The sequence below is a fragment of the Clostridium beijerinckii HUN142 genome (assembly GCF_000621745.1).
GTDB classification, from domain to species: Bacteria; Bacillota; Clostridia; order Clostridiales; family Clostridiaceae; genus Clostridium; species Clostridium beijerinckii_A.
In genome coordinates this window covers 71,582-94,131 of sequence record NZ_JHXK01000009.1, presented here as the reverse complement: position 1 = coordinate 94,131, position 22,550 = coordinate 71,582, and the positions used below count along the sequence as shown (strand labels likewise).

Sequence of the window (22,550 nt, the reverse complement as noted above, 5' to 3'; positions counted from 1 at the left end):
GTAAGATTGAGTATCTTATATTCTGTTAAATTTGTATATGATAAAAAATGCTAATGCTATTTGAATAGTGTTGGCATTTTTTTAGTCAAGAAAGGAATGATAGAGTATGAATATTGCTTATGTAAGAGTAATTACATTCTCATTATTTTTGATGCTTCAGAGAAGGAATATTTATGTATCATTACGCTAAATCAGAAGTATTATGATGAATTAGATTTTGAAAAAGTTGGATATATATAGCAGATATGAATCGAAATCTCTTGATAAAAATATAAAATTACGCTAGGAAAATGTCGGTTAATTAATAGATTAATGTATCTAATACTAAATTTTTAAAAACTTAAGATTTCGTAAGGTTTATTTATAATTCTTGTAAAGTCTATCTTCTACAATGAAATTATGACATTTGAAAGGAAGTAGAAGATATGAGAAAAGTATATAAAAAGATATCGGGATTTATAATAATAATGATAATAATTTGCGGATTTTGGTATATTGAAGGAAATACAAGTAATTATGGTTCAAATGACAAAGCCAAGTTGGTTGAAGTAAACACTGCTAATGGGAGTGAAAAAATACTATTAGTAAATGAGAAGCATGGATTAAGTGGAAATTATACACCAGAAGGGCTTAGGATACCCAACATACCATTTTCAAATGGGTCAGATGATGAAGAAAAACACGTAGCAGGAACTGTTGTAAAGCCATTAGAAGAGTTAGTAAATGCGGCTAAAAAAGACGGGATAATATTACTTGGTAATTCGGGTTATAGATCTTATAAGTCACAAGAAGATGTTTATGAAAATCGAGTGATATCTCAAGGGAAAAAGCTTGCAGATGCATATGTAGCTAAACCTGGATTTAGTGAGCATCAAACAGGGCTGTGCATTGATATTACTAATAAAAATGGATATTTTGCAAAGGGAACTAAGGAGGCAGATTGGCTTGCAAAAAATTGCTATAGATTTGGTTTTATTATAAGATATCCTTATGGAAAGAAAAGTGTAACAGGAATTGAATATGAACCATGGCATATTAGATATGTAGGTAAGGAAGCTGCTAAGTATATTCATGATAATGGAATTACATTAGAGGAATACTTACAAAAATAATTATAAAAATGGAGGAATAAATGAATAATATTCTTGTAGTAGATGATGAAAAAGAAATAAGAAATTTGCTAGAAATAAATCTTAGAAATGAAGGATACAATGTATTTAAGGCAAGCTGTGGAGAGGAAGCCTTAGATATTTTGGAGAAAGAAGAAATTCATCTGATAGTTTTAGATATAATGATGCCCCACATGGATGGTCTGGAGGTTTGCAGAAGGGTAAGGGAAAAGTATAACATACCAATTCTTATGCTAAGTGCAAAATCAGAAGATATGGATAAGATTCAAGGGATTATGACTGGTGCAGATGACTATGTATGCAAGCCTTTTAACCAATTGGAACTTATAGTTAGAGTGAAGGCATTAATGAGAAGATCATATTTTTTAAATTTAAAAATGCAAGTTTCAGAGGATCTAATAAGAATTGAATCAATGGTTATAGATAAGAGTAAGCATAAGGTGACTATAGATGATAAAGAAGTAGATCTAACAGCTAGAGAGTTTGAAATATTATATCTGTTAGCTACAAATAGAGGAAGAGTTTTTAGCGCGGAGGATATTTTTGAAAAGGTATGGAAGGAAAGATATTATCAATCTAATAATACTGTTATGGTACATATGAGCAGATTAAGGGATAAAATAGAACATCATATGGAAGGAAATAAGATAATTCATACTATATGGGGAGTTGGATATAAAATTGAAAAATAAAAGATTCTATAAATATTGGCTGTCACCATTAGGTGAGATTGTAACCACGTTATTATTAACTTATATAAGTTTAATGGTAGTTAGTAGAATATTAATATATTTATATTTAAATACTAAAATTCAACTCATTAATTATATTTTTAAATTTCGAAGACTCATTGACTCTGTAATGTTTGAAGGTGCAACCTATGTGATTTCTGGAATTTCATTATTTGTAGGAGTATATTTACTCATTACTTATAGAAAAACTAAAAGTTTGGTAGCTATTATAGATCAAACTGAAATGATGGCGAGTGGTGATTTGGACAGATTAATAGAAGTTGATGGAGAAAATGATATTAGGAATTTAGCAGAAAATATTAATAATATCTCAAGGCAGCTTAAAGAGATAACAATAGTAGAAAGAAAAGCTCAACAAACTAAAAATGACTTGATAACTAATGTTTCTCATGATTTAAGGACTCCATTAACGTCTATAATAGGTTATTTGGAAATAATTGATGCTGATAAGTATAAAGATGAAGTAAGACTAAGATATTATGCTAATATAGCATTTGAAAAAGCAAAAGCATTGAATTTACTTATTAATGACTTGTTTGAACTCACTAAAATGCAAAATAACACCATTAATTTAGATAAGGTTGATATTAATTTAGTAGAATTATTAGGTCAGGTAGTTGCGTATTTTGAATATCAATTTAAAAATGCAGAAATGCAATCAAGAATCAACTTTTCTGAGGATAAGCTAATAGTAAATGCAGACGCAGGAAAACTAGTTAGAGCATTTGAAAATTTGATGTCCAATGCAATTAAGTATGGAAGAGATGGTTTTTATGTTGATGTAACAACAAAAATGGAAGAGAATATGGCAGTAGTTCAAGTTATAAACTATGGTCAATCGATATCAGCAATAGATTTGCCATATATATTTGATAGATTCTATAGGGTAGAAAAATCAAGAAATAGCGATATAGGTGGTTCTGGATTAGGGCTAGCTATCACAAAAAATATTATAGAGTTGCATCAAGGAACGATAAAAGCTTATAGTGATGATAAAAGAACTATCTTTGAAGTAAGATTACCGGTTAAATGAAGAAATCGCATTAAAAGCTTATAAAGTTTTGCGTTGGATATTCACAAGCTTAATGTTCTTGAAATTAGAGGTATGTACTATTTAGCAAAATTAGATTTTGTTAAAAAATATGAGAACATACTATTCTTATATTATGAAGCTAGGGTATAATATAAATATGAAAAGTGTTTTTTTAATACTAACGTATTTTTATGGAGGTATATTGAAATGAAAAATAATAATGAAAAATTATATGATATATTTTTAAACTATTCTTATAATGATTTAATGGATTTGTTTAAAAAAGCTAAATCTAAAGAAGAGCAGGATTTTTATGCTATGCTTTCTAATTTAGTGCTTCAAAAAGAAGCAGAAAAGGTCATAGGTAAATAGTATGCCAACATATACAATATTTGCAGGAGTTAATGGGTGTGGTAAAACTTCCATTTATAAATCAACGTACTATGAACAAAATAAAGGTGAAAAGAGAATAAACATCAAAGGAATTCAAGGATTTTTACAGAATTTAATAATATGTTTTCTATTTAAAAGATAAGGAGTTCTCCAGAATCATTTTGGGGGATTTTTTTTTGTATAAATAATACTGGCGGTTAGACTGGTGGTTCAAAAAGCTCTTATTCATGAGTAGAAAAAGATAAAAACTAAAGTGTAAGGTGGTGGTAGGTTTACCAGTAACAGCTAAAATATATGGGAGTAGCTGATGGGAAAGTTATAAAATAGATGATAGAGAAAATAAATACATTATGGAAAAGAACTTGGAATCAATTTTAAAATAAATTATTAAACAATTAAAAGAAAAATTTAGGTTCATAAATTGAAATTATTGTAAATAAATTCTAAAGTGATATACTAGATGCATATATAGAATTTCGTGAGGTAATTTTATGAGAGCAGAGTTAATGAATACTATGCATTTATTTTTTGTTTTGGTGTTTCTTATAAGTATTATTACTTGCACAATTACATATTTAAGAAAATGTAGAAAAAAGTTAAATTATAATGTTGTAAGTAGGATTTATATTAAATACTTGGATTATTCAAGATTTATGATAATAAATGATTATATATCATATGAAAAATATTATATTTGGCGGTATTGAGTACAGTTTTAAATGAAATGGTGTTTTTTATTTATTTTAAATTTTAGGAGGAATAATATGAACATCATTTCAAATTTATTAAACTTATCACTTAATTATTTTTTTAATATTACAGGAGACTTAGGAATAGCAATTATACTATTAACTATATTGGTTAAGCTGATTCTTATGCCAATATCATTTAAGCAAAAGTTAAGCATGTATAGTCAGCAAGAGTTTTCTAAGGGTATTGAAGAAATAAAAGAAAAATATAAAAATAATAAGGAAAAGCTAGAAATTGAGACTCAAAAGTACTTTAAGCAAAATGCAAGGGGAATGATAGGTATTTTATCAAGTTTACTTCAGATACCTATAGTTTTTAATTTGTATAGAGTGATTTTAAATATGCCTATGCAGGTTGGAACTGCGCTTATACCTTGGGTTGTTAGCTTAAAGATGTCAGATAGTCTATTTATAGTACCTGCAATATATGCAGTTTCAATGCTTAGTCCAAACATATTACCGTATATACCTTTTCTTAGAGTAAAAGCTCAGGCAAAACTAAGCAAAACCAACATCATAATAACAACTGTAATAAGTGGATTAGTTACTTTTAAAGCTCCTATTGCTTTAGGAATATATTTTATAACTACTAGCTTATTCTCATTTGTTGAAGAAATAGTTTTTAGGTTATACGCTAAAAGAAGAGGTTTAGCAGTTTAAAAAACTAATGTTTGATAATATTTAAGTAAAATTTATTTTAAACTTATAATTATAGAGAAATTCAGAAGGTAACTGATTCTAAATTAGATTTAGTTACCTTTAATAATTTATAATATATATGTTGCAATTAAATTTCTAAATTTTAGTCTTAATTGAGTGCTTGGCTTAATGGAGATTTAAATGTAAATTTATTATTACAACATATATAGCAACCAAATTTTTAATGTTTTCTTTACATAAGTATGAAATATATAATGCTAAAGAATAGAATAGTATAAATTCCATTTTTAAGGTTTAATTCTTTTAATGGATTTAATATAGTAGTCGATCAGAGCAGTTTCTTAGAAAGTATAGAAACTGCTTTTTTTGCTGCATGGATATAGTAAAAAAAATTTACAGTAGTTTATAAATAGTTTAACATTGATTTGCTTCTATTTTAACTTTCTTTCCTATACTATGGTTATAAGAGAGTGTGATATGAGGAGTGACGAAAATGAAAATAGGGCTTTTTACGGACACGTATTATCCACAAATTAACGGGGTAGCAACTTCTGTATTGATGTTAAAAAGGAATCTTGAAATGAGAGGTCATAAAGTTTATGTGTTTACAACCACAGATCCTAAGGCAGATAGTGAAGAAAAAAATGTATATAGAGTGCCAAGTATTCCTTTTATTAGCGCTAGGCGTGTTGGAATTTTCTATAATCCACGTTTATCGAAATTTATAAAAAAGTTAGGGCTTAACGTTATTCATACTCATACAGAATTTTCACTTGGTATTTTTGGAAGAGCTATGGCTAAGGAATTAAATATTCCTTTTGTGCACACTTATCATACTATATATGAAGATTATACTCACTATATAGCAAAGCTTGAAGTATTTGATCCTATTGCAAAAATGGCAGTAAGGAAATTAAGTATTAAATTTTGCAGCTCAGCAGATAAAGTGATTGTTCCTACAAGAAAGGTGAAGGAGTTACTTCTATCGTATAAGTTAAAAAAGGATATTTCTATTATTCCTACTGGAATAGAGCTTAATAAGTTTTCTAAACAAAATCACAATCTTAAAATGGTACAAGAATTACGCAAAAACTTAGGAATTAAAGAAAAAGATAAGATTTTACTTTATATTGGCAGGATATCAAAAGAAAAAAATATTGAGGAGATCTTAGTGGCGATGAAATCTTATTTAAGTGATAGAGAAGATGTTAAGTTTCTTCTTATTGGTGATGGACCAGAGAAGAGTGTTTTGGAAAATAAGGCAAAGGAATTAGAAATAGATAATAAGGTGATTTTTTCAGGGGAAAGACCATGGAATGAAATTCATGTGTATTATCAAATAGGTGACGTTTTTGTAAGTGCATCTCAAAGCGAAACTCAAGGTCTTACTTATATTGAGGCCCTAGCATCAGGGCTGCCTGTAGTAGCAAAAGCAGATAAATGCTTAGAGGGGGTATTGAAAGATAATATAAATGGATACATGTTTTATAATCAAGAAGATCTTATTATAAAGTTAGATTCAATTCTTTATAATGAGCTAAAAAGAGAAAGATTATCTGCTAGTGCTATGGAATCAACAAGAAAATTTTCATCTGAACATTTTGCGTGCATTGTAGAACAAGTCTATAAAGATATACTTATAAAGCAAAACCAATATGAAAAAGTTTCAGTATAGAAATTCCAGAAATATCTTCATAGTTTTTTAGAATCAAAGTATTTATAATTTTGGTAAGGTATAACATAAGTCTGAATTATATATTGGGTATCTATAAATAGCTTTTTAACTAAAAATTAATAATAGATTGGAGAATTTTATTATGAAAGTTAGAACTCATGTTAAACTGGCGGAACTTGCATTTAGTAATAATATTAAAATGATACCTCAAGGATTTTCAAATTTTATGTTTAAATTCGGCTTAATTATGGTTGATCAAAGCTGGCATGTCAAGACCCACCCTCATTATAGGCAGAAATCATTTGACTATGTGATAAATAAGCTAGAAAAGCTTATTTCAGTTAAAAATTTTAATGCATATTCTTCACTGGAACTAGGAATAATCATTCATTATTTATGTGATTTTTGTTGCAATGCTCATAAATCTGGATCAGTGGGGAATATTGCATCTCACATTAAATATGAACGTGATTTGCAAAAATATTTATTAGAAAATTTTGAGGTATTAAAAGATAAGTTTAAAAATCCTCTAAATAATAAAAATTGCCTGTCATCAATAAAAGCATCAATTGAAAATATTTTAGATAATTACGCAAAAGGAGAAGCGTCATATTTACTAGATATTAAGCATTGTGTTGAAATAACATTTATGGTTTGCTCTTATGTTTTTAATTTAAATTTAAGTGTAGTGAAGAATTTTAAATTTGCAGCGAAACAATTGCAAACTTAGATTTAAAGCTTAAAATCAGATTGAAATAAATACGCAGAAGGAAAGTGGCTTTTGCGTATTTATTAAGGAAATGTGCGAAACTGATCTACACAGTAAATTAATAATGTAAAGTATCTTTTATGATTGAGCTGTCAATTATGATGTATTATTCATTTGATAGAATATATTTTTTGTTTAAGCTTTTCTAATGTAGAAGGTGAAGCAGTATAAATCATCAATTTAAAATCAGGACAGTTTGATACTTGCAAATTCACATGTTCAAATTCCAATTCTCCAATCTCAGGGTGATTCCATAATTTATGACAATCAGTAACAGTTTTAACTTCATAACGAGGCCACCATTTGCTGAAGAATTCATTTTCTTGCTTAAATTTCTCAATCATTTCATTTAATCTTGCATCCTGGGGATACCTAGCACAATCTGCTCTAAATCTTGCAATCATGATTTTAGCTCGTTCTTCCCAATCTGGATTAATTTCTTTTTTGAATGGATCAATTAAAAATTGATGTAATATGTTTGGTTTTGAATCTATGCTGGTAGAATATGAAGGAAATCGAAATAAAAATTCTGCTGCACGATTCCATAATAATACATCCCAGTATTTATCCATTATATATGCAGGATTAGGTTCTAATGCGAAAACAGTTCTTTCTAATCCTGTACTAATTTCTTTATAAATTTTTGATTCTTCTATCTCATCAGATTTAGATAATAAAAAAAGATATCGGCGTTCATCTTCGGATAATCTTAAGGCAGTAGCCAAGCTTTCTAATATTTGATAAGAAGGGTGTACATCTTTTCCTTGTTCTATAGATGTGTACCAAGAAACTCCCACATTAGCAAGCTGAGCCACTTCTTCACGACGAAGTCCAGGCGTGCGGCGACGTCCATGTGAAGGTAATCCAACCTGCTCTGGCGTAAGGCGTTCTCTAATTGCACGCAAAAATTCACCTAACGACTGCTGTAATGTAATTTCTTTCATTTATTTTCCTCCTCCTATCCTACTACTCTCAATCGTAGGATAACCACAATATGGTTGAATTATTTTAACTCTGATATATTAGCAATATAACATAAAAATAACTGATGAACAAAACTATTTAGATGGGAGTGAATTAATTTATGAAAATATTTGTAACAGGGGCAACAGGTAAGGTTGGAAGTCGATTTGTACCGTATTTACTTAAGCAAGGCCATGAAGTTCGTATTCTCGTAAGAAATTTAGAAGGTGCATCCACTTTAAAAGAACATGGGGCAGAAGTAGTATTAGGAGATCTTTTAGATAATGAAAATCTAATTGAAGCCGTACGAGGTGTTGATGCTGTTGTACATATAGCAGCTCAATTTCGAGGTGGTATTAGTGAAGAAATGGCTAAAGCCATCAATATAGATGCAACTATTACACTCGCTAAAGCAGCATTAGATGCAGGTGTCACAAGATTTGTTTTTACAAGCACAGGCAATGTATATAACAATTCTCTAGTAAATAGACCATGTATGGAAGATGATGTTCTTACAGCAACGGCATTATATCCTAAAACAAAAATGGCTGCAGAAAAAGCTCTACTTGGATTATATCATGAACAAGGACTAGATATTCGTATTATGAGACTAGGATTTGTTTATGGTGATAATGACCCACACATTCAAGAAATTTTACCGTTTCTAAGTAACTGGAACCCTTCAAAAGCGATGTCAGTAGTGCATCATCAAGATGTCAGTCAAGCATTACTGCTTGCTGCTAGTACACCTGGTATTGGGGGGCGTATATATAATGTTGCTGATGATAACCCTATTACTGTAGGTGAGTTTTATAAGCTACAAGGGGAATCAGAGCGGGTATCTCCAAATGGTGGGTGGCCAAGTTTTAACCAATGGGATATGATATTAGATACAGCGCGTATTAAAAGCGAACTAAATTTCAATACTAAATATCCTTCTCTTTATATTGCTAGAGATATGGGAGCATTATAGTTGTAATTTGAAAAAGTGGTATATTAAAATGTATGTAAACAACGATTAGAATATCAGTTCTTTATAAAAAACCATGGCAAAATTATCAATGTCATAATTCTAATTGATCTATTTTTAATTGTAAATTGTTTATATATGAAAATTAAGAAAGAATAGTCGTATCAAAGGCTTTAGTACATGACTTTGTAGAAGTTACTGCTAGCTAAAGATTCATTGATATGACTGTTTTTTGTTTAATGAGAAAAAATTCTAGTTTATAAATAGTTTAACTGTTATGTATAGCTTTTTGCTTAATCTTATAGTACAAAATTTATTGCCTTTATTATAAGGAACAGGAGAAATTAAATATGAAAGAAAAGATAAAGGCATTTTTAAAAGATGAAAGAGTTAAGAGGTTCACCAAATAGAATTTCATCCAAGGCTAGTTCAAAAGGACTTGATGGAATTCAGTAAAAAATATAATATTCAGTTAGAAGCATGGTCAACTTTAATGAGGGGATTAGTGTTTCAGATTCCACTTTTACAAGAGGTTGCAAAAAAATATCAAAGAACAATATCTCAAATCGTGTTGAGATGGGATTTACAGATGGGGGTTGTGACTATTCCTAAATCAACAACATTAACAAGGATAAAGGAAAATTTAGATATATTTAATTTTGCAATAAGTAAAGAAGATATGGTAGAAATTGAAAAACTAAATGACGGATTTAGAATTGGGATGAATCCTGACGAAGTTTATGAACATCCAGAGATAATAAGAGAGTGATATGAAGTTCTAAAGTTGTAACTAATAATTGGTAAATTTAATGATTGTTGTTTAACAATACTACAAAGAAATTGAATATACTTCGCTATTTACAAAATATGTTATAATTGATTTGTAATAGTTAATTTATATAGATATCATTTATATAAGAATTGCTAAATTCTTTAATCTATATTAAAACAAAATATATAAAATATGATTGGAGAAAAAACATTGAGTAGTGTATATACTAATTACGTTAATAATTTGAAAACATATGCTAACTTAATTAAAGAGCAAGATAAATCAATAAGAATTATAGCGTATTTAAGAATTGTTACCTTAATTATTGGTTTAAGTGTAACATATTATACTTTTACTATTAAGAGTTATTTAATAGGCATAGGAGTGTTTATTTTACAATTACTTATTTTTACTTATTTGGTTATTAATCACGATAAGGAAATAAATAAAAGAAAGTATTCAATAGCTTTAAAAGATATAAACGAAAAAGCTATAAAGAGATTAAGTGGAGAGTGGAATAGTTTTGAGGATGATGGCAGCGAATTTAAAAATGAAGAACATTGTTATTCTAATGATTTAGATGTTTTCGGGAAGAATTCTTTGTTTCAATGGATTAATGCCAGTAAAACATTTATGGGGAGGCAAACTTTAAAAAATACGCTTATAAATCCATTAAAAAGTCCTTTTGATATAAAGGAAACGCAAAAATCTTTGCAGGAACTAGCAAATTCTTTAGAGTGGAGACAACTATTTGAAGCAGAAGGCATGATTATTTCTAATAAATGTATTAATATAGAAGAATTATATGAATGGTCAAACGCTAGAAATGAATTATATACTAAGAAATGGCTTATTCTGCTGGCTAGATTATTACCATGCATTACAGTGTTATTAATAACTTTAAGTTGCTTTACTTCTTTAGTAGACTTTAAGTTAGTGTGCATTATGCTACCTGTCCAATTAACAATTTTTTTTATAGATTCAAAAAGTAGAAGTGCTGCTTTTGAGAAAATTTATAAATATAGAAATAATATAAACATATACTTTAAATTATTAAATTTAATTATAGAAAAGGATTTTAATAGTAATCATTTGAAACAGTTAAAAAATAATTTGTTGATATCCAAAGATGAAAATGCAGCAGATGCAGTAAAAAAATTATCTAATATATATGATAAAATATCTAACAGGAACAATGCATTCTTTATAATATTTAACATATTGCTGTTATGGGATTATCAGTGCATGATAAAATTTGAAAAATGGAGGATTAAATCAGGCAAAGATTTAAAAAAGTGGCTTGATGTTGTAGGAGAATTTGAAGCACTAAATAGCATTTCAAGTATTGTTTATGATAATCCAGAGTGGGCTATGCCTTTAATTTCAGATAATAATTATATAATAAAGGCTGAGAAGCTTGGCCATCCACTTTTAAGTAAAAAAAGAGTGTGTAACGATATTACAATTGATAAAAATAAAAATATTTTACTAATAACAGGTTCAAACATGTCTGGGAAAAGTACATTTTTAAGAACTATAGGTATAAATTTAATATTAAGCTATATTGGAGCTCCAGTGTGCGCGAAAAAGTTTGAATGTTCATTAATGCAGATTTTTACTTGTATGCGAACAAGTGATAATTTAGAAAATAATATATCATCCTTTTACGCTGAAATATTAAGAATAAAGAGAATAGTTGAAGAGGTACAAGAAAATAGAAAAGTATTCTTTATTTTAGATGAATTATTTAAGGGAACTAATTCTATTGATAGACATGATGGTGCTACGGCATTAATAAAGCAATTAGGTTCAGATGGAGGATCAGGTTTAATTTCTACTCATGATTTAGAATTATGCGATTTAGAAAATACATATTCTAAGATTAAAAATTATCATTTTAAAGAGTATTATTTAAATGATGAATTAAAATTTGATTATAAAATTCGAGAAGGAGCATCAACTACTAGAAATGCTATACATTTAATTAAGTTAGCGGGTATAAGGCTAAAATAACTAAATACTTACTTTATTAAGATAAATTAAAGTATAAGATTATAAAAAAATATGAAATGATAATAGATTATAATGGAAAAAATTATAGAGAAAAGAATTAAATAAGTAACAATAGAGAACCAAGTCCAGATGGAGGGGGTTCTCTTTCTTGCTTTGTTGTTAGAGGAAGTTTGATGATAAGCTCTGTAAATATGCGAAATTTTATATACTAATTCTATCAGCAACTAATTGAGGAGGTAAATTGAAGTGGAATTATGTATAAGAGCATAAAGTACTATTTTTTTATACATAATTCTCTTAGACTTATAGCTGTAAGTACAATTAATCCCCCTATAAAGGCATAAGTTCCGGGGATTTCACCAGTGAATAAAATACCCAAAATGGATTGAGTAGAGGTTCTATTTTGCATCTTATTTAATTTAAATTGCATCTTAAGCAAAATCTATGGTTTTAATTCATGTTTTCTAATAGAATGAAAATATAAAAAAACGGAGGTATTGGTTATGAAAATAGTTGTTTTAAATGGGAGTCCGAAGTTTGAGAAAAGTGTTACAATGCAATCAATGAAGTATTTGGAACAAAATTATGAAAAACATGAATTTCAGTATATCCATATTGTTAAAGAAGTAAAAAGTTATGAAGAAGATGCTGAAAAGCTAAAAGCTTTATGTATAAAGGTTCAGGAAGCAGATGCAGTTATATGGGCATTTCCACTATATCATGCCTTAGTGAATTCTAATTATAAGAGATTTATTGAACTTATATTTGAAAATAAATTTGAAAGTTACTTTAAGGATAAGTATACTGCTGCATTTTCTACGTCTATTCATTATGCAGATATTCATGCACATAATTATATCAGAGCAATTTCTGAAGATTTAGGCATGAATTATGTGGAATATTTATCTCATGAGATGCAGGATTTAACTAAGGAAAATAGAAGAAAAGAGCTTAAAGTGTTTTTTGAAAATTTACTTGATTTTGCAAATGAAGGTTTAACAACTAGTAAATTGTATAATTCAGTGAGTAAAAGTAACTTTGAATATAGTGCAGGAGTAACAGACAAAGTAATTGATACAAATAAAAGAATAATTATAATTACAGATGCAGCTAAAAAAGATACTAATCTTAATGAGATGATTGATAAATATAAAAGTTGTATAAAGAGTTCTGTAGAAATCCTTAATCTTAATGATGTTGATATAAAAGGGCCATGTCTTGGCTGCTGCAAATGCGCTGCTGAAAATAAGTGTGTTTATGATGGTAAAGATGGTTATAGGGAGTTTTTAGACCATATCATTAATAATGCAGATATAATCATTTTTGCAGGAAGTATAAAAGATAGATATTTATCTTCACGTTTTAAGCTTATTTATGATAGAAGTTTTCGCTATAACCATGTTCCTATATTCAGAGGTAAACACATAGGATATATAATTTCAGGGAAATTAAGTGAAGATCAAAATTTAAGACAGATATTAGAGTTTCATACACAGGGGGGCAATTTAATCGGATTTGTCACTGATGAAGCTGAAGATAACTCTCTTATAGATAATCAAATATATGCTTTTGCTAAAATGAGTATAAATTATTCTGAAAGAAACTATTTCAAGCCTGAAACATTTTTAAATATAGCTGGAAGTAAACTATTCGCAGATGCAATAGAAGGAGGGCTAGGAGCTATTTTCTTAGAAGATTATAAATACTATAAGAAAAATAGGCTAATTAAAAAAGTTCCTTTAAAAGAAAAAGCTCAAGGGAAAGTTATGAGATATCTTATGAAAAGAAAAAAATTCAAGGAGCATGTACAGAAAAATATGGTTGATTTCATGATCACAGGTCATAAAAAGGCACTTGAGAAAGATAGAGGAAAAAATAATGGGTAGTAGTTCAAAAGCATTTTTAAATGTAACATTAAGTTTTCTGCCTTTAATGCTCTTTTGGAGTATTTCGAGTAATTTATGCCTCGTTTTGGGATTTGCTTCTATACTGATGCTTTTTATAAGAGATATAATTAATAAAAATATAGGAATCATGTCGATAGTACTAGTAGCTTATTTTACTATTTCTAATATATTATATTTTTATTTAGGAATTAATTCCGTTATGGAATATAAATATTTAACTTCATATATAGTATTAGCATTAACAGGCTTTATTTCAATTATGCTGGGAAAACCTTATACAATGTATGATGCTAGAAGGGGATATGAAAAGGAATTTGGAAAATCTACTTTATTTATAGAAGTTAATATAGTAATAACAAAAATATGGGCTGTAATTTATTCAATTAATGCTATTATAGAATTATCAGGACATAATATTATGACTATTACAATTATGAATGGGCTGGTGATTTTAGGAATTATGCTATCAATTATAATTCCAGGGGTATTGCCTGAAGTTTAAGGTAGGGGATGTGAAGGAAAATAACAAGTCAAAGATGCTATGTATATTTTTTTGAACATCCCCAAGAGGATAGAGTTTAAGTTTTGAATATATCCTTCTCAAAAAGGCATTGCTCGAAGTTTAAAGCAAAAGGGGAAATTACATGGAGTTAGATTTAATTTGCAGCGAAAATCTAAAAAGAATGCTGGAAGAAATCCTTACAAATCGCAAAATAAAGATTAATGAAAATGCTGATGTATGTTTAATTGAAAAAGGATTTGATTTAAAGAGCGGCAAAATAGGGATATATTTTGATATAGAAACCATAAATATTTTGATTGGTTATTTAGATTCTATTTCAGGCAGCAAAGAAGAAGCTAAAAATATAATCACAGGAAGATGTGATGAGGATGAGCTTAAAGTATTAAATTATGATGAGATATATTATTTCGAAGCTATGGGAAATGAGGTCTTTTGCATGACGAAGGATAAAAAGTATAAAGTAAAAGAAAAGCTTTATGAACTTGAAGAAAGATTGGAAGCAAAAGGTTTCATAAGAGTAAGTAAATGCTTTGTTGTAAATATAGTGAAAGTAGATAGAATAATTTCATGGTTTAACAGCAAGCTTATATTAAAGCTTATAGATATGGATGAAGAAGTATATGTTACAAGAAAATATCTAAATAACTTTAAGCAATATCTCGGATTGTGAGGTGTGTAAATAATGAAACAGAATTTAAAGGATTTTTTATTTAATCTTATTATATCCATGCTCCTTGGAATAGTTGTTGGAATGACTCAAATGATTGTTAAGAATATAAATGCAGGAATTATAGAAGAATTAATTATGTTTTCAATTATTGGAGGCGTTATTGGTACTATTTCTAGATTTGTTTTTATTTATCTAATTGGAATAAAACAAAAAAGTGCATTACTAGCTTTTGTTTGTGTATTTATAGTAATAGGGGGGATTTCCTGCTTACCATCTATTTACTACTATTTTGTTTATAAAAAAATTGTTTCAATTATAGAGCTAATATCTATTTTAATAACGGCAGAGTTTTTGGGGATGAGTTTTTGCTATTATTCATATAAAAGAAATTTAGAATTTAATTCAAAACTTATGAGCAAAAAAAAGCAGTTATTAAGAAAAAACTAAATAAAAAATTATAGAGGTCGCAATATTCAGAGTGAAGTTGCGATTTTGTTCTTCTCTAGGAAATTGTATCGAAGCCAAATCTGCGGATATTGTACCTCTTATAAATATAAGTTATGAAAAAGACTCATTTAAGAAGCTTAAGTTTTGATATAGAATTAAAAAGGATGCTACAAAAGTCTATTTTAAGAGAAAGACAAAAGAACATTATTATATATTATAAATTTATAGTCATATTTAAGAGGTATCATAGGAATTTGAGTGGCGTTAGCTGGTATTCGTAAAAGTTGCTGTATCTTTTTATCAGAATCAAGAATTATTAATAGTCCTTCAACATAAGGCTGATTGTTCTGAACTTTATAACTAACATTTTCACTTAAATTTAAATCTTTCATAGTATAAAAGCCTTGGGAATACATTTTTGGTTGAGCTGCTACATTTACTGTATTAAAAGTAAATGATAAAAGAAGAAAGGTAGAAAGAATATATATAAATTTTTTCATTTGATAAGCCTTCTTTCATATATTTTAGAGCATATTAAGCACCTAAAATTATTATGTGAAAGTACAATAAAAATATTCAATATGTATATTATGAATAGAAAATAAAAGATATGCTCCCTTAAAACTGAATAATGTGACTTACAGTTTATGCTATAATTAATTTATAATGGTAAATGATTTAAAGGGGAAGACTATAAAATAATAGGTTTCGTAATCTTGAAATATAAAAAATACGAATGTAAAAATTAAATACAAGGAGAAAATAAAATATGAGATTTAATATAATCAATATGAATACTTGGGCTAGAAAAGAATGTTTTAATCATTTCTTTAATAATGCAAAATGTACATACAGTATAACTGTTGATATTGAGATTACAAATCTTTATAATTACATAAAAACTAACGAGTTACGATTTTATCCAACTTTTACATGGGTTGTTTCAAAGGTTATAAATAGTTATCAAGAATTTAAAATGGCATTTGATGAGGAAGGTAGATTAGGATTCTTTGATGAAATTGGTACAAGTTATTCTGTATTAAATGATAAGACTAAAGTAATGAGTGATTTGTATACACCATTTAATAATAAATTTTTAAGCTTTTATGGAGACATGGAAAATGCTTTAAACAATTACAAACAGGATGCCAATTTTACAACAAAATTTCAAAATAATTTTTTTATTGTTTCATGCCTGCCTTGGTTTGATTACACATCGTTTAATGTAAACAATGAAGGAAGTAGCTCTTTTCTGTTTCCAATGGTAACATGGGGAAAATTTTTTGAAGAGGGTAATAAAATTATCATGCCAGTAACCATTCAGGTTCATCATGCAGTTGCTGATGGATATCATTGCTCACTATTTTTTTCAGATGTAAAAGAAATATCATTAAATCCAGAACTATATTTAAAATAAACTCAGATCATTTACTTAATAGGTAGATTTGATGTAGTAAATAAAAAAACATGATCTTGGAAAACTGAATAGTTTGATATTTACAAAATATGATATAATTAACTAAAAGGCAAATTTAAATTTGAGGGGCGAATTTAAAATTAGTAATGCACTTTGGTTTGCAATATGCGCAGCTATTTTTTGTAGTATATTTGCTATTAATAAAGGTAAAGGAAAGTAAGTTTGTAGAGTAATTCATAGAAGTTATTATGTCTGAAAATATAATAGTAAATTAGAATATCACACTATTTCGTAATCAAGAATAGAGCGTGGTATTTTTTTTATACTTAAAATACATCGTAATTCTAAAAAGGGACGAATGAAAACAGATTTAAATTTATATTCCCCCCTACTATGCAAAACTTAATCGAAGGCTCTATTTTAGACCACATGCCCATATTTGTACACGAAAAATTCCCTAAATGAATTTTTGAAATACACAATATGTAGAAAGTAAGTAGTAATTAATGAAAATAATGATCTTTGAAAATTGAATAATGTGGTATTTACAAAATATGTTATAATGAAAATATATTTGGACGAAATTTAATTGTCTTACAAATTGTAAAATTATTAATGAGTGAAATATTTGGGGGAAAGAGATATGAATATATTGGCTATAATTGGGAGTCCCAGAATCAACGGTAATACTTATAAGACTGTTAAACTAATTGAACAAAAATTAGTAGAAAAGAATAATACAATTGAATTTGAATATGTGCAATTAGGTAAGGCCGATATTAATACCTGCAAAGGTTGCTTTATATGCATTGAAAAAGGCGAAGAAAACTGCCCGCTAAATGACGATAGGAATGACCTTGAATTTAAAATGAAACAATCAGATGCTGTAATATTTGGATCGCCAGTATATACTTACAATGTATCCTGGATTATGAAGAACTTTCTAGATCGTTTTGCTTATAGATGTCACCGACCTGATTTTCATGGGAAGAAGGCGATGGTAGTAATATCAACGGGTGCGGTGGGATTAGGAGTTGTGGGAAGTATATTATCCTTTATAATTGGCACAATGGGATTTATAACCTGTACAAAAGTTGGATTAACTTATGCTCCACTGCATGAAAAGGATAATATAAAGTCAATGAAGGAAATGAAAAAATTGAATAAACAAGTGGATTTGTTCTACAGCAAAATAATTAATACAGAGGTTATAAAGCCATCGTTTATTAAACTTTTAACTTTCAAAATACAGCAAAGGGCATTTTCAAAGGCACCACAAAGTTCTGCTGATTTTAAATTTTGGAGTGATAAGGGATGGTTGGATAGTAAAGAAAATTATTATTATAAAGTGCATATGGGAAAAATCAAAAATTCCATTGTCTCTCTTATTAGTAGAATATTGAAGTGATGTTAAACTTAATGAAATAATAAATCAGGATACCGCATTATTCAATAAAATGAATTTGTGGTATTTTTTGTTGTACAAGTATTACGCAATACTACAATATATATTCTAATATTCTGAAGAATATACTGAAATAATGGGGGCTTGAAGGCTATATATTTAAAAAAGCCTTGGATTTTTATTTGATTTTGCGACAGAAAAACAGATCTTCATATTTGGAGATGAAAGTTTTGAGCGGATAATAAAATTACGGTGGATTTTTCAAATGGGTAAAGGACAAATCGAAATAAGATCTAAAATGGGAGAAACTTTTGATAAAAAAATAGATGGCTCTGAATAATTAGAAGACTTGTCGATGATGATAGATTTAATCTGAGACCTATGTCAAGGACAATATAAAAAAGGTGTTAAGTAAATTGATATGCTCTCTTTATAGTAGACAGTTAAATAATAAAACTGTTTGTATAAAGGGGGTATTTTAATTTATGAAAATTAAATAACGCAATGTTAGTGTAATTAAGCTTTGCTTAGAGTTTTGTTTGAATTACACAATGTGGTAAAATAATAAATGTTGAGGAAAATTATGGTGAAAATTTATTATTGTGATTAGAAGAAGAATAAATAAAGATCAATAATGTAGGTAAAAATGGATAGCGGCTCCAAAGTTACCATAAGACTTCATCATATGCAGCAGAGCTGATTATTTTCGATGTATATATTTTTTGTAAAACAAGGGGAAAAGTCAAATTGCCTTTTGAATTTATCTAAATACAAGAGTTAAAAAAGGATGTGGTAAATTGCGTATAGCTGTATGCGATGATGAGGTACTATTTAGAGAGAAAATAGTACAACTTATAGAAGAAAGATATAAAGATCTAGATATTGTTATTAATAGTTTTTCATCTGGAGAAGAATTTTTAAAATTATACGAAAGAGGACAATCTAATTATGATGTGATCTTTTTAGATATTGAAATGAATAGGCTTGATGGTATAAAGACTGCTGAGGAAATTCGTAAGATAGATACTGATATACCAATAATATTTTTAACAAGCCATAATGAATATGCAGCAGCTGGATATGAGGTTTCTGCATTTCGTTTTTTGACGAAACCTATTCAAGAGAATAAGCTAATAGAAGCTATTGAGAGTATAAAGAGGCAAATGTCAAGCTCAAGAAGAATTCTTGTTCATCAAAGAGATACTGATGTTTTATTGAAGATAAAAGACATCAGGTATATAGAGGCTCATGATAAAGAAATATATATTCACGCCTCTGATAGCTGTTATATCGAAAGGCGTAATTTAAACGATTTTGAGAAAGAATTGAAGGAAGATGGATTTTTTCGTACTCATAGAGGATATCTTGTTAATTTGAGTTATGTAAAGAAGTTTGATACTAAAGGAGTAACTCTAGAAAATAATGAACTAATATTAATTAGCAGATTAAAGTATAAAAAATTTAAAGAAAACTTATATTTATATATTAAGAGAACTGCAAAGTAGGAGAGGTGGTAAATGCAAGTATTAAACTTTATACTAGAATCTGTTAGCAGCACATTAGACATTATGGCATTTTTATATGTAATAAAATTTTTATTTTGCAACGAAATCAATTTAAAGAAAAAAGTATGGATATGTTGTGCTTTAAGTCAGGTTTTAATTAGAATTGTAGAAAAGTCAATGTTTGAAGGAGAGCAGTCTTTAATTTTAATGATTATCTTCACAATAATAATTATCTTTTTATCCTATGGAGCTAGTGGCTTTAAAAAGATAATATATATTGTTCCGACTGTATTCATTATGCTGCTTCCAGGATTGATGGTATCATTGCTATATAGTATATTTTGTACTATATCTATTTTTGTTTGGTTAGAAAACTCAGCTATATACTTGGGAACTTTATTAGATGTTATTTTGATAATCGTAATTAATCGTAAAATAGGAATAAATTATTTTTTTAAACTTAACAAGTGGGATGTATTTTCAATAACATCTGCCAATATATTATCTTTAATAATAGTAATAGCTAGTGAAGAATTACAAAAAAATATTATATTTGACAAAGTAACAGATAAGCTTATTTTTATAATTGTCGATCTTGTTACTATTGCAATGGATGTGACTACTGTTATTTCTATTATAAAGAGTAAGTCAGCTAGGCATTATAAAAATATTAGTAAACTAAATGAATACTATATGGAAATACAGCTTCAGCATTTTGAAGCCTATAAAAACTCTCAAAAAGAGACAAGACGTCTAAAGCATGATATGAAAAATCACTTGATATGCCTAAGTGATTTATGCAGTAAGGGGAAGTATAATGAATTGAATGATTATATAAAAAACTTACAGGATAGCATAATCACAGTGGACACTATTTTTAATACTGGAAATTCCATTGCAGATTCGATTATTAATGAAAAATATTCAATTGTGGAAAGAAATAACATTTCATTCGAATTAGAAGGAGTATTTTGCGAAAGTCTTTTAATTAAACCTGTTCATATATGTACTATATTTGCAAATGCAATAGATAACGCTATTGAAGCTTGTATAAAAATTGAAGAAACTTCTATGAGAAAAATAAAAATAGAAATTAAAAATAGTAGGAATTTTCTTGTTTTAAGTTTTACAAATTCAGTAAAAGGAAAATTAAAAATAACAAATAAAAATATAATAAAAACAAGTAAAGTGGATGAAAAAAATCATGGCTTTGGATTAGAAAATATAAGGGCTGCTGTTAATGAATATAATGGTGATTTTAAAATTAAGGTCGCTGATGACTTGTTTGAACTTGAGATTGTTTTGGCTAATAATGCATATTAGAAAGTAACAAATTACCACCGGTAACTTATGCATTTATCATTTCACTCCATAATTTATACAATTCACGTAATAATTTAGAAGAGAATCTTTTTATAATAGTAATATTGGATTAGATAAATAAAAGAAAATCAAACAAGAAAATGGGAGTGAATTAAATGATTAATAATAATGAGGCTAAGGCTATTAAAAAATTAATGAAGAAGGATTTTAATAAACTTGGAATTGCTTTAATTTTAAAAGAATTACTTCTATATGGAATTATAATTGCATTAGGTATAGGGGTTGCAGTAATTGAAATAATAAAGAATTCCAATATAAGTGATGAACAAATTGATAATATATTTAATAAGCCTAGCTTTCAAGGGACAAGTAGTATTTTAGTAGTTTTAATTGCATTTATACCAATTTTAGTTTATAGAGGAAAGAAATTTTTTCAATATGATCTTAAAGTGGTAAATAGAAAATTTACATTAAAAATTGTGACTATAAGCTTTATTATTTTATTTGCAGCTAACAATTTATTGGGATTATTTACGGATGGGTTAGAATGGGGATTAAATACAATTGGGTTTAGCGCAAATTCTGCTTTAGACATTTTAAAAGACATCAATCAACCAGTAATATCAATGATAATGTATAGCTGTATAATAGGACCGATTATTGAAGAATTTATTTATAGAGGCGCGGTTCTTAGGAGTCTTGAGAAATATGGAAGACGTTTTGCTATATTAGCTTCGGGAATATTATTTGGACTAATGCATGGTAACTTTTATCAAGTATTCATGGCAATAATAATTGGTATAATCTTAGGATATCTAGCTACAGAATATTCAATAAAACTAACTATCCTATTACATATGTTAAATAATACTTGTGTTCAAGTACTTTCGGATATCAATTCTCATGTGAGTGAAAATACAGTAAATATTATTAGCATAATTGTTATTGTAATTTCTACAATAATATTAATAATGGCTTTTGTTTATTATAAAGATTATATTAAAGAGTGGCTGGAAAATAATAAAATGGAAAAGGGGATAATGTTAAGATTTTTTACATCTTTTACAATAATTCTGGTAATTCTTTTAGATTTGCTTATTGTAGTAAGTGATATTGCTAAACTGTAATTTAGTAGTTGATATCGTTAAAAGATTGGTAAGAAAATAAATAATGAATGTAGATATTATATGTGGTAAATAGAGCTTAATATATATTATAACTTAATAATGTACTTAAGTAACGGAGGAGAACCAAGTCCAGATAGAGATGATGAAGGTTCTTCTTCTTTTGTTTCTAGAAGAAGAATTATGGAAAGTTATGTAAGTACAGGACTTTATATACGATTTAATAAAGAAAAAAGCAAAAAGATCATTTATAAAATATATTATAGTTAATTTACTATAAAGTTTTTTAATAACTAAAAGTAAAACTTTTTGAATATGTGGGAGATTATTTGTAATTAAGCAGTATTTAA

22 protein-coding genes and 2 pseudogenes are annotated in these 22,550 nt (G+C 27.8%); 22 read left to right on the top strand and 2 right to left on the bottom strand.

Going from position 1 to position 22,550, the window contains the following annotated elements:
• Window positions 1-96 precede the first annotated feature (96 nt).
• From T483_RS30895 to T483_RS0103645, 9 genes and pseudogenes are all read left to right on the top strand, one after another.
• On the top strand, window positions 97-240 hold the full coding sequence (locus T483_RS30895; RefSeq protein ID WP_155268450.1) for a hypothetical protein: 144 nt from the start codon (window positions 97-99) through the stop codon (window positions 238-240).
• Between the two features lie 185 nt (window positions 241-425).
• Window positions 426-1,112: a M15 family metallopeptidase gene (locus T483_RS0103685; protein WP_026885616.1), complete on the top strand. Its 687-nt coding sequence runs from the start codon at window positions 426-428 to the stop codon at window positions 1,110-1,112.
• A gap of 20 nt (window positions 1,113-1,132) precedes the next feature.
• Window positions 1,133-1,822: a response regulator transcription factor gene (locus T483_RS0103680; protein ID WP_023974520.1), complete on the top strand. Its 690-nt coding sequence runs from the start codon at window positions 1,133-1,135 to the stop codon at window positions 1,820-1,822.
• On the top strand, window positions 1,812-2,915 hold the full coding sequence (locus tag T483_RS0103675) for a sensor histidine kinase (protein ID WP_026885615.1): 1,104 nt from the start codon (window positions 1,812-1,814) through the stop codon (window positions 2,913-2,915). The genes T483_RS0103680 and T483_RS0103675 overlap by 11 nt, the downstream gene beginning before the upstream one ends.
• A gap of 207 nt (window positions 2,916-3,122) precedes the next feature.
• Window positions 3,123-3,287, top strand: coding sequence for a hypothetical protein (locus T483_RS31490; RefSeq protein WP_168982543.1), 165 nt, complete (start codon window positions 3,123-3,125; stop codon window positions 3,285-3,287).
• A gap of 1 nt (window position 3,288) precedes the next feature.
• Window positions 3,289-3,390, top strand: a pseudogene (locus tag T483_RS32015) (ATPase); the annotation flags it as partial.
• Window positions 3,391-4,072: 682 nt separating this feature from the next.
• The gene (gene yidC / locus T483_RS0103655; protein WP_026885613.1) at window positions 4,073-4,717 is read left to right on the top strand and encodes a membrane protein insertase YidC; all 645 of its coding nucleotides are present in this window, start codon (window positions 4,073-4,075) and stop codon (window positions 4,715-4,717) included.
• Window positions 4,718-5,210: 493 nt separating this feature from the next.
• Complete coding sequence (locus T483_RS0103650; protein WP_026885612.1) at window positions 5,211-6,392, top strand: glycosyltransferase family 4 protein; 1,182 nt, start codon at window positions 5,211-5,213, stop codon at window positions 6,390-6,392.
• Window positions 6,393-6,534: 142 nt separating this feature from the next.
• A complete protein-coding gene (locus T483_RS0103645) occupies window positions 6,535-7,122 on the top strand; it encodes a zinc dependent phospholipase C family protein (protein WP_026885611.1) in 588 nt (195 codons plus the stop codon).
• 149 nt (window positions 7,123-7,271) lie between these two features.
• Here T483_RS0103645 and T483_RS0103640 read toward each other — a convergent pair whose 3' ends face one another.
• Window positions 7,272-8,105, bottom strand: coding sequence for a helix-turn-helix transcriptional regulator (locus T483_RS0103640; RefSeq protein WP_026885610.1), 834 nt, complete (start codon window positions 8,103-8,105; stop codon window positions 7,272-7,274).
• Between the two features lie 140 nt (window positions 8,106-8,245).
• Between T483_RS0103640 and T483_RS0103635 the strand changes: the two genes are divergently transcribed.
• From T483_RS0103635 to T483_RS0103605, 7 genes and pseudogenes are all read left to right on the top strand, one after another.
• Window positions 8,246-9,097, top strand: a complete 852-nt coding sequence (locus T483_RS0103635; protein ID WP_026885609.1) for an NAD-dependent epimerase/dehydratase family protein — start codon at window positions 8,246-8,248, stop codon at window positions 9,095-9,097.
• A 394-nt stretch (window positions 9,098-9,491) separates the two neighbouring features.
• Window positions 9,492-9,863 (top strand): annotated as a pseudogene (locus T483_RS28705) (aldo/keto reductase); the annotation flags it as partial.
• A 213-nt stretch (window positions 9,864-10,076) separates the two neighbouring features.
• The gene (locus T483_RS0103625; RefSeq protein WP_051560283.1) at window positions 10,077-11,879 is read left to right on the top strand and encodes a MutS family DNA mismatch repair protein; all 1,803 of its coding nucleotides are present in this window, start codon (window positions 10,077-10,079) and stop codon (window positions 11,877-11,879) included.
• Window positions 11,880-12,382: 503 nt separating this feature from the next.
• Window positions 12,383-13,765 (top strand): NAD(P)H-dependent oxidoreductase, encoded by a 1,383-nt coding sequence (locus tag T483_RS0103620; protein ID WP_026885607.1) that lies wholly within the window; start codon window positions 12,383-12,385, stop codon window positions 13,763-13,765.
• The gene (locus T483_RS0103615) at window positions 13,758-14,288 is read left to right on the top strand and encodes a hypothetical protein (protein WP_026885606.1); all 531 of its coding nucleotides are present in this window, start codon (window positions 13,758-13,760) and stop codon (window positions 14,286-14,288) included. The genes T483_RS0103620 and T483_RS0103615 overlap by 8 nt, the downstream gene beginning before the upstream one ends.
• A 142-nt stretch (window positions 14,289-14,430) precedes the next feature.
• Window positions 14,431-14,979, top strand: a complete 549-nt coding sequence (locus tag T483_RS0103610) for a LytTR family DNA-binding domain-containing protein (protein WP_017210326.1) — start codon at window positions 14,431-14,433, stop codon at window positions 14,977-14,979.
• A 12-nt stretch (window positions 14,980-14,991) separates the two neighbouring features.
• A complete protein-coding gene (locus T483_RS0103605; RefSeq protein WP_026885605.1) occupies window positions 14,992-15,426 on the top strand; it encodes a hypothetical protein in 435 nt (144 codons plus the stop codon).
• Window positions 15,427-15,608: 182 nt separating this feature from the next.
• Here T483_RS0103605 and T483_RS0103600 read toward each other — a convergent pair whose 3' ends face one another.
• Window positions 15,609-15,926 carry a hypothetical protein gene (locus tag T483_RS0103600; RefSeq protein WP_026885604.1) on the bottom strand — a complete coding sequence of 106 codons (318 nt, stop codon included), beginning with the start codon at window positions 15,924-15,926 and terminating at the stop codon, window positions 15,609-15,611.
• Between the two features lie 269 nt (window positions 15,927-16,195).
• On the opposite strand from T483_RS0103600, the gene T483_RS0103595 reads away from it, so the two are divergent.
• The 6 genes from T483_RS0103595 to T483_RS31480 all read left to right on the top strand — a co-directional run bounded on the left by T483_RS0103595 (window position 16,196) and on the right by T483_RS31480 (window position 22,470).
• The gene (locus T483_RS0103595; RefSeq protein WP_026885603.1) at window positions 16,196-16,843 is read left to right on the top strand and encodes a CatA-like O-acetyltransferase; all 648 of its coding nucleotides are present in this window, start codon (window positions 16,196-16,198) and stop codon (window positions 16,841-16,843) included.
• Window positions 16,844-17,486: 643 nt separating this feature from the next.
• On the top strand, window positions 17,487-18,251 hold the full coding sequence (locus T483_RS0103590; RefSeq protein ID WP_026885602.1) for a flavodoxin family protein: 765 nt from the start codon (window positions 17,487-17,489) through the stop codon (window positions 18,249-18,251).
• Between the two features lie 794 nt (window positions 18,252-19,045).
• The gene (locus T483_RS0103585) at window positions 19,046-19,753 is read left to right on the top strand and encodes a LytR/AlgR family response regulator transcription factor (RefSeq protein WP_026885601.1); all 708 of its coding nucleotides are present in this window, start codon (window positions 19,046-19,048) and stop codon (window positions 19,751-19,753) included.
• A gap of 12 nt (window positions 19,754-19,765) precedes the next feature.
• A complete protein-coding gene (locus T483_RS0103580; RefSeq protein ID WP_026885600.1) occupies window positions 19,766-21,076 on the top strand; it encodes a sensor histidine kinase in 1,311 nt (436 codons plus the stop codon).
• A 155-nt stretch (window positions 21,077-21,231) separates the two neighbouring features.
• Window positions 21,232-22,203 (top strand): CPBP family intramembrane glutamic endopeptidase, encoded by a 972-nt coding sequence (locus T483_RS0103575; protein ID WP_026885599.1) that lies wholly within the window; start codon window positions 21,232-21,234, stop codon window positions 22,201-22,203.
• Window positions 22,204-22,302: 99 nt separating this feature from the next.
• Window positions 22,303-22,470: a hypothetical protein gene (locus T483_RS31480; RefSeq protein WP_196244841.1), complete on the top strand. Its 168-nt coding sequence runs from the start codon at window positions 22,303-22,305 to the stop codon at window positions 22,468-22,470.
• Window positions 22,471-22,550 lie beyond the last annotated feature (80 nt).

Excerpts from the sequence above, each read along its gene's own strand:
- T483_RS0103595 (WP_026885603.1), top strand. The coding sequence starts at position 16,196 with ATGAGATTTAATATAATCAATATGAATACTTGGGCTAGAAAAGAATGT.
- yidC (WP_026885613.1), top strand. The coding sequence starts at position 4,073 with ATGAACATCATTTCAAATTTATTAAACTTATCACTTAATTATTTTTTT.
- T483_RS0103615 (WP_026885606.1), top strand. The coding sequence starts at position 13,758 with ATGGGTAGTAGTTCAAAAGCATTTTTAAATGTAACATTAAGTTTTCTG.
- T483_RS31480 (WP_196244841.1), top strand. The coding sequence starts at position 22,303 with ATGTACTTAAGTAACGGAGGAGAACCAAGTCCAGATAGAGATGATGAA.
- T483_RS0103645 (WP_026885611.1), top strand. The coding sequence starts at position 6,535 with ATGAAAGTTAGAACTCATGTTAAACTGGCGGAACTTGCATTTAGTAAT.
- T483_RS0103640 (WP_026885610.1), bottom strand. The coding sequence starts at position 8,105 with ATGAAAGAAATTACATTACAGCAGTCGTTAGGTGAATTTTTGCGTGCA.
- T483_RS0103600 (WP_026885604.1), bottom strand. The coding sequence starts at position 15,926 with ATGAAAAAATTTATATATATTCTTTCTACCTTTCTTCTTTTATCATTT.
- T483_RS0103575 (WP_026885599.1), top strand. The coding sequence starts at position 21,232 with ATGATTAATAATAATGAGGCTAAGGCTATTAAAAAATTAATGAAGAAG.
- T483_RS0103610 (WP_017210326.1), top strand. The coding sequence starts at position 14,431 with ATGGAGTTAGATTTAATTTGCAGCGAAAATCTAAAAAGAATGCTGGAA.
- T483_RS31490 (WP_168982543.1), top strand. The coding sequence starts at position 3,123 with ATGAAAAATAATAATGAAAAATTATATGATATATTTTTAAACTATTCT.
- T483_RS0103680 (WP_023974520.1), top strand. The coding sequence starts at position 1,133 with ATGAATAATATTCTTGTAGTAGATGATGAAAAAGAAATAAGAAATTTG.
- T483_RS0103635 (WP_026885609.1), top strand. The coding sequence starts at position 8,246 with ATGAAAATATTTGTAACAGGGGCAACAGGTAAGGTTGGAAGTCGATTT.
- T483_RS0103620 (WP_026885607.1), top strand. The coding sequence starts at position 12,383 with ATGAAAATAGTTGTTTTAAATGGGAGTCCGAAGTTTGAGAAAAGTGTT.
- T483_RS0103580 (WP_026885600.1), top strand. The coding sequence starts at position 19,766 with ATGCAAGTATTAAACTTTATACTAGAATCTGTTAGCAGCACATTAGAC.
- T483_RS30895 (WP_155268450.1), top strand. The coding sequence starts at position 97 with ATGATAGAGTATGAATATTGCTTATGTAAGAGTAATTACATTCTCATT.
- T483_RS0103685 (WP_026885616.1), top strand. The coding sequence starts at position 426 with ATGAGAAAAGTATATAAAAAGATATCGGGATTTATAATAATAATGATA.
- T483_RS0103590 (WP_026885602.1), top strand. The coding sequence starts at position 17,487 with ATGAATATATTGGCTATAATTGGGAGTCCCAGAATCAACGGTAATACT.
- T483_RS0103605 (WP_026885605.1), top strand. The coding sequence starts at position 14,992 with ATGAAACAGAATTTAAAGGATTTTTTATTTAATCTTATTATATCCATG.
- T483_RS0103650 (WP_026885612.1), top strand. The coding sequence starts at position 5,211 with ATGAAAATAGGGCTTTTTACGGACACGTATTATCCACAAATTAACGGG.